Here is a 7,102-nt window from a genome sequence, read left to right as displayed (position 1 = left end):
CAGGATCGCCCACTCCGCATCCGTCAGATCACCACGCGCCACAACGCAATTTGATCAAACCCTACGATCAACATTCCGGCGGACACGCCCTAGGCCCGGGCCCACCGCTGGTTGGCGCCGGTGTGGCAGTTCCACACGATCACCGCGGAGCCGTTGGCGGTCGCGGCGGCGTTGACGTCGAGGCACAGCCCGTTCTGCACGTTGCTGATCGTGCCGTTGGTGTTGAGGTTCCACTGCTGGTTCGTGCCGCCGGTGCAGTCCCAGATCCGCACCCGGCTGCCCGCGGCGGCGTTGCTCGGCATGTCGAGGCACTTGCCCAGCACCTGCAGGGCCTTCCCGTTCACCGCGAACTGCTGGTTGGCGCCGCCGTTGCAGTCCCAGATGATCATCTGCGTGCCGTTGGCCGAGTTCGCGCCGTTGACGTCCAGGCACCGGCTGCTCGCCTCGCCCCGCAGCCGGAACGTGGTCGGGTCCGGGCCGGGGCCGGGGCCCTGCTCACCGGTGAAGAACTTCCACACCTCGCCCTTGACCCAGCTCCTGGCGCCGGACTCGCAGCCCGCGCACCCGTCCACCGGTCCCTGCTGGTGGCCACCGTCGAACGGGGCCCAGACGACCGGGTACCCGGTCCGGCACCCCGAGTAGGCGGTGGTGATGTGCGTGTTGCTGCCCCGGGCCGGCTCCGGCGGGTTCTGCACCGTGCAGCCGTTGTTGCGGACCCACCGGTCGCGCTGGCCGCGTCCGCTGCCGATGTTGTCCGAGATGCCGTGGATGCCCATGTAGGCGACGGGTGCGGTGCCGCCCGCGCAGCCGCTGATCTCACCGGGGGAGGCGATGGCGGCGATGGCGCGGAACACCGTCGGCCGGGAGCACGCCAGCGAGATGCTCATCGCGCCGCCGTAGCTGAAGCCGAGCGAGAAGCGCTGCGTCGTGTCGACGCAGAGGTCGTCCTCGATCCGCTTGATCATGTTGTCGACGAAGGTGACGTCCTCGCCGCCGGAGTTGCCCCAGCCGTTGTTGAGGCCCTGGGGCGCGACGAAGATCGCGGTGTTGTTCGACAGCTGCTTCAGCCCGTAGTGGGCGTAGACGGCCCCGTCGCTCCCGCCCCCGGCGACCTGGTCCATGGTGCCGCCCAGCCAGTGGAACCCGAAGACCAGCCGGTGCTGGTAGGTGTTGTTGTAGTTGTCGGGGATGCTCAGGATGAAGCTGCGGGTCTTGCCGCCGCTCTGGATCGTGTGCGTGCCGCTGCGCAGGGTCGGCGCCTTGCCGCAGCCCGGGGTCGCGGCGGCGGTGGTGACGGTGTCCGACGCGGCGGGCGCCGCGGGTGCGGGCTCGGCGCCGGCGATGTCGGCGCCGGTCAGCAGCAGTGCCGCGGCGGCGCCGATCACCGTCCAACGCCGGTGGGGGCGGTTGTCCTTTGACACGGGTGTGCTTCCGTTCTGTGTGGTGTGGCTTTCTGATGAGCTCGGGTCGGCGGTCATCCGCTGCCCTCCGGCGCCGTGTCGGCCGGGATCGTGCCGGAGTCCGGCCCGGACGGCAGGTACACGTGCACGTGGCCCTTGCCGGCGTCGATGCTGATCACGTCCAGCTGGAGCGCGGCCACCGACCAGGTGCGCAGCGCCAGCGTGCGCTGCGCGCCGGCCAGGGCCAGCAGGTCGCCCGCGAGCGGTTCGGGGGCGGTGACCGCGGCGGCGAACCCGTCGACCGCGGCGGCGAGCTGTTCGACGGCGGTGCGCATCCCGGTGCGGGCGACGTTCACGCCGTTGCCCGCGGACGGTGTCTCGGCGTACCGCCGCACCTCCGCGGACACCACGTCGCGCCAGCCGCGCACCTCGTCGATCGCGGGCGCGGTGGGCGAGCCCGTGCCCGGCGGGGGAGCCGCCTTCGCCATCGCCTGCAACACCGGCGTCAGGCGTTCCCGGCCACCCTTGGCGAGCTCGATCAACGTGCCGACGTGCTCGACGTCGCGCTGCGCCTCGGCCTGCTGCAACTCGGCGATCCGGCGCTGGGTCGCGTCCGGCCCCGACGTCCACGAGCCCGACACGAACGCGACGGCGAACCCGAGCGCAAACGCGGTGACCAGGGCGGTCACCGGACCCCACGACGAGCGTGGTGATCGCGGCCCGGCTGCCTGGCGCAGCGACTTGCCCCGCCGCACCGGCGTGGTCCTGCCCATGACCTTCCTCCTTGCCGTGCGAAGGAACCCGGCGGTGCCGGCCCGCGGCCCCGGCGCGTGCCGGAGCCGCGGACCGCCCGCTCAGGGCAGCGTCCAGCGCTGGTTGGCGCCGCCGTTGCAGGTCCAGATGATCAGCTGCGTCCCGTCGGCGGAGCTGCCGCCGTTGGCGTCCAGGCACTTCGTGCCGTTGCGGAGCGAGCCGTCGGACTGGGCCGACCAGTTCTGCGAGCCCGAGCCGTTGCAGCTCCACAGCTGCACCAGCGCGCCGTCGGCGGTGCTGCCGCCGTTGACGGTCAGGCACTTGCCCAGGGCCCGGAGCGTCTGCCCGGTGCGCGTCCACGTCTGGTTCGCGCCGTCGTTGCAGGTCCACAGCTGGACCTTGGCCCCGTCGGCGGTGCTGCTGCCGTTGACGTCGACGCACTTGCCGCCGATGCCGACGATGCGGCCCGTCCCGCCCCCGGTGCCCGGCGTGCCGACCCCGTTGCCGGTGAACGTCATCGAGTCGACGTCGAAGGAGCTCGTGCCGGTCCGGAACACCATGAACAGCTCCGTCGTGCCACCGGGGTTGGTCACGTTCACCGCGGGCGTGCTCACGTAGTTGTCCCAGCCGCCGGTGCTCGGGACGGGGACCGTGGCGATCAGCGCGCCCGTCGGCGAACCGGCCCGGAACTCGATCGAGCCGCCGCCGCTGGGCGACGACAGCCGCACGGACACCTGGCTGATCCCGGTGAAGTTGTACGGCTTGAACGAGACCCAGTCGTTGGTGCCGATGTCGCCGACCCGACCGCCGGACTCGGCGCCGGACTGCGACACCACCCGCACGCCGGAGGAGCCGGTGAAGTACTCGACCTGCTTGCGCTTGGGCTGCAGGAGGACCTTCCGGTTGCCTTCCAGGGCGGGCACGCCGGACGTGCCGTTGTCGGTGTACCGGCTCGCCGCCACCCAGAACGAGTTCAGGCTGGCGTGCGCGCTGTCGGTCTCGGCCGTGAACGTGCCGGTGCAGCCGGGGATCGGCGCGAGGTCGTGCCCGTGCTGGTCGTGGCCCAGCGCCGGGGTGGTGGTCACCTTCGAGCAGTCGATGGAGGCGTCCTCGGGGTCGGTGACCGTGACCGTGTACGGGATCGAGTCGCCCCAGCCGAACATGCCGCCGTCGGGGACGCTCAGGTTGACCGTCGGCGCGGTGTTGCCCGAGGTCACGACCACGCTGGTGACGCCGGACTTCCCGCCCACGTCGGTGACGGTGAGCTTGGCGTTGAACTGCCCCCTGGCCGAGTAGGTGTGCGTGGGGTTGGCCTCGGTGGACGTGCTCCCGTCGCCGAACTCCCACCGGTAGGTCACCGGACCGCCTTCCGGGTCACCGGAGCCCGCGCTGGAGAACCGCACCGTCAGGGGTGAGGAACCCGAGGTGGGCGTCCCGGTGGCGGTCGCGACCGGACTGCGGTCGCCGCTCTTGTAGTCGATGCGGTAGAGCCCGGAGTCGGGGTTGTCCCGACCGTAGCCGGAGCCCCATTCGAGCAGGTACATCGCTCCGTCCGGGCCGAACTTCATGTCCAGCGGCGACTTGAAGCTCAGGTTCGACAGGAAGTCGTTGATCTTCAACAGCTTCCCGTCCTGGCCCACCCGGAACTCCCACATCCGGTTGCGCGACCACTCGCCGAAGAACGGGGTCTGGTCGAAGTAGGCCGGGAACTTGGTGGGGGAGGGGTTGTTCGCGTCGTACCGGTAGATCGGGAACGCGCCGGGCGCCTCGCCGCCGGAAGGGCTGCCCATCTCCGGGAACTTGTTGCCGTTCGCGCCGTTGCCGTACCAGACCTCGGCCTTGCGCGCGGCCGGGAGCGTGGTCAGGCCGGTGTTGTTGGGCGAGTTGTTCACCGGCTGGTCGCAGTTGAACTTGGCGCCCGACTGGCCCGTGGCGAAGTTGTAGTCGTTGAACGGGATGTTGTCGCCGATGCAGTACGGCCAGCCGTAGAAGCCGGGCGAGGTGATGACGTTCCACTCCACGGTCCCGCCGGGTCCGCGGTTGGGGTTGTCGTTGGCCGCGTCGGGGCCGTAGTCGGCCGCGTAGATCGTGCCCGACGTCGGGTGCACCGAGAACCGGAACGGGTTGCGGAAGCCCATCGCGTAGATCTCGGGCCTCGTCCTGGCCGTGCCCGGCGCGAACATGTTGCCGGACGGGATGGTGTAGGTCCCGTTGGTCTCCGGGTGGATGCGCAGGATCTTGCCCCGCAGGTCGTTGGTGTTCGCCGAGGTGGCCTGGACGTCGTTGTTCGCCCAGCCCGGCCGCTCGTCGATCGGCGCGTAGCCGTCCGAGCGGTGCGGCTGGACGTCGTCGCCGGTGCCGATGTAGAGGTTGCCGTTCGGGCCGAACGCGATGTAGCCGCCGGTGTGGCCCGGCTCCGGCGCCTGCCGCGACGACGGCACCTTCATCAGGATCCGCTCGCTGCCCAGGTCCAGCGAGTCGCCGTTCACGGTGAACCGGGAGACGCGCGCGATGTCCTCGCCACCGCCCGCCGGCGAGTACATCAGGTAGATCCACTTGGTGGTGGCGAAGTCCGGGTCGAGCGCGAGCCCGGTCAGACCGTCCTCGCCACCGGTGTAGACGCTCAGGGACGCCGCCGTGACGGTGGTGCGGGTGTCCGGCTTGTGGATCTTCACCTTGCCGCCGTACTCCGCGTAGAAGACGCGGCCGTCCTTGGCGACGTCGAGCGCCGCCGGTCCGACCGTGTTGTCGTCCAGCGTCACCTTCTCGAAGCTGCTCCACACGGTGGGGCCGCAGTCGGCCTGCACCTTGCCGCCCGCCGACTCCACGCCGCCCTTGACGTGCTCGCGGAACAGCGGCTCGGAGTAGCTGGACGCCTGGTGGCCCATGGCGGTGGCCCACAGCCGGCCGCCCTCGTAGTTGCGGCACCACGAGATCGGGTGGTCGTAACCCATCCGGCTGGAGCCGGGGTCGTACGTCGTCTCGTCGGCGGTCACCAGCACGTGCGCGCTGCCGCGTGCGGAGCGGGTGAAGTTGTACCACTCCTCGGTGCGCGTCCACCGGTCCGGCAGCGCCGCGCCGGACGGGTGCTTGCGGTCGGCGACCTTGGCGGTGCCGGACACGGTCGCCGAGTGCGCGGTCATGGTCATGCCGAGCATCTGGTCCCACCACGGGAACTGCTGCTCGATGTTCATGTCCGTCGCGTTGTGGATCGCGGCGAAGCCGCCGCCGGCGCGCATGTACTTCTGCGCCGCGGCGCGCTGCGCGTCGTTGTCCCACACCATGCCGGAGGTCTGGAGCATGACGACCACGTCGAACGTGGCGAGGGAGGCGTCGTTGAAGATCGACGAGTCCTCGCTCTTGGTCAGCTCCCACTCGTTCTGGGCGGCCAGCTGCTCGAACATCGTGATCCCGGCGGGGATCGAGTCGTGGCGGTAGGCGCCGGCGGCGGTCTTGCTGAACAGCAGGACGTGGAACCCTTCGGGGTGCGCGGGCGCCGGCGCGGTCGCCAGCCCCAACATCACCACCACGCAACCTGCTATCGACAGCAGGCGCGCGAATCTGTGTCGCATGGCCACTCCTCTGGGGCACTCGAAGGCGACTGACGGGATTACGCGGCGGCGGAGTGCGGGCGGGAACGACGGCGTCCGGCGGCGGTCACCGGGACCGGCGTGCTACGTGCGCGTGCGGCGGCGGCCGGTGCACGAGGGTCGAGCCGGCGCGGTGCACGGCACCGCGCCGGCTCGGATTCGGATTCCAGTCCGCTTGGAACACCACGGGCTGTCGACCGCGGTGGGCTCAGGGCGCTTCAGGGGGTGGGGCGGACTCGTCCGCGCTCATCGGCGGCGATGATCGAGCCCATCGACGAGCAGACATGATCGCTCCCTCGGTGCGTCGTTGCCCGGGTGCTGAATGTCATACATGTACGCGCGTAGGTTCGCCGCGATTTGTAGCACACATTTGCCGAACGAGTCCAGATCCGAGCGCACGCCCGGCACACCCCATCGTCGTGGACGAGGGGTGTCGAGCGGTACCGGTGGTCAGCCGAAGAGTCGGCGCTGGATCTCGCGGCGGTAATCCTGCAGGGTGTTGTCGATGTGGACGCCGGCGGCCGCCGCGGCGGCTTCGGGGTCGCCGTCGCGGATCGCCTGGTAGATCGCGACGTGCTCGTCGACGGCCTCGGCCGCGTGCCCGCCGACCGAGCCGTGCAGCCCGATGGTGCTGGACTGGCGTTGCAGGCGGCGGGCCTCGCGCACGGCGGCGGCGAGGAACTGGTTGTGGGACGCCGCGGCGACCGCGAGGTGGAAGTCCTCGTCACCGCGTTCGAACAGCGCGGCCTGGTCGGTCAGGTGGCCTTCGCGGCAGGTCTCCGCGGCGGCGGCGATGGCGCGCAGCTCGGCCGGGGTGGCGTGGGTCGCGGCCAGTCGGCTGGCCGCGGTCTCCTGCACCCGGCGGAACTCGAAGAGCATGTAGACGTGGTCGAGGTTGGTGGGCAGGAAGAAGCCGCCCCACCGCGAGGAGCCGAGCATGCCCTCGTCGTCGGCCACGTAGAGCCCGCGCCCCTTGTGCGCCCGCACCCGTCCGATCGCGGAGAGGATCTTGACGGCTTCCCGGACCACGGTCCGGCTGGTGCCCATCCGCGCGGCCAGCTCGTTCTCGGTCGGCATCCGGTCGCCGGGCCGCAGCTCCAGCTCGGCGATCAGCTGGAGGATCTGCTCGGCGACGAGCTCGTAGCCCGGCCGGTACGGACCGGGCGCCGGGGTGGTGTCCGGTTGCCCGGTCGGGCCGTCCGGCACAAGTGCGCCATCCGTCAACGCCGCTCCTTAGTGACGGGGTCGCCAGAAGGGTATGACCGGCTCACCCGCTGTCCGCCCAGCCCACCTCCGGGTAGGGCGGCCACCGTCGAGCGCGCGTCGCGGTGCCTGGCTCGTGCACGTCAGGTGCGGATC

General features: G+C 70.9%; 4 protein-coding genes. All 4 read right to left on the bottom strand.

The window, feature by feature from the left end:
• Positions 1-89: 89 nt before the first annotated feature.
• Positions 90-1,421 carry a ricin-type beta-trefoil lectin domain protein gene (locus ACZ7GX_RS31725; RefSeq protein ID WP_498781988.1) on the bottom strand — a complete coding sequence of 444 codons (1,332 nt, stop codon included), beginning with the start codon at positions 1,419-1,421 and terminating at the stop codon, positions 90-92.
• Between the two features lie 53 nt (positions 1,422-1,474).
• Complete coding sequence (locus ACZ7GX_RS31720; RefSeq protein ID WP_498781986.1) at positions 1,475-2,173, bottom strand: hypothetical protein; 699 nt, start codon at positions 2,171-2,173, stop codon at positions 1,475-1,477.
• A gap of 81 nt (positions 2,174-2,254) precedes the next feature.
• Complete coding sequence (locus ACZ7GX_RS31715) at positions 2,255-5,725, bottom strand: ThuA domain-containing protein (protein ID WP_498781984.1); 3,471 nt, start codon at positions 5,723-5,725, stop codon at positions 2,255-2,257.
• Between the two features lie 468 nt (positions 5,726-6,193).
• A complete protein-coding gene (locus ACZ7GX_RS31710) occupies positions 6,194-6,967 on the bottom strand; it encodes a FadR/GntR family transcriptional regulator (RefSeq protein WP_498781982.1) in 774 nt (257 codons plus the stop codon).
• Positions 6,968-7,102 lie beyond the last annotated feature (135 nt).

It is taken from the genome of Actinosynnema sp. NPDC037264, assembly GCF_055603705.1.
Note: the sequence above shows the minus strand (reverse complement) of the source record. Positions and strands in the feature narration are given on the sequence as shown.

Bases quoted from the DNA above. Each gene is read 5' to 3' on its own strand.
- ACZ7GX_RS31720 (WP_498781986.1), bottom strand. From the start codon at position 2,173: ATGGGCAGGACCACGCCGGTGCGGCGGGGCAAGTCGCTGCGCCAGGCA.
- ACZ7GX_RS31715 (WP_498781984.1), bottom strand. From the start codon at position 5,725: ATGCGACACAGATTCGCGCGCCTGCTGTCGATAGCAGGTTGCGTGGTG.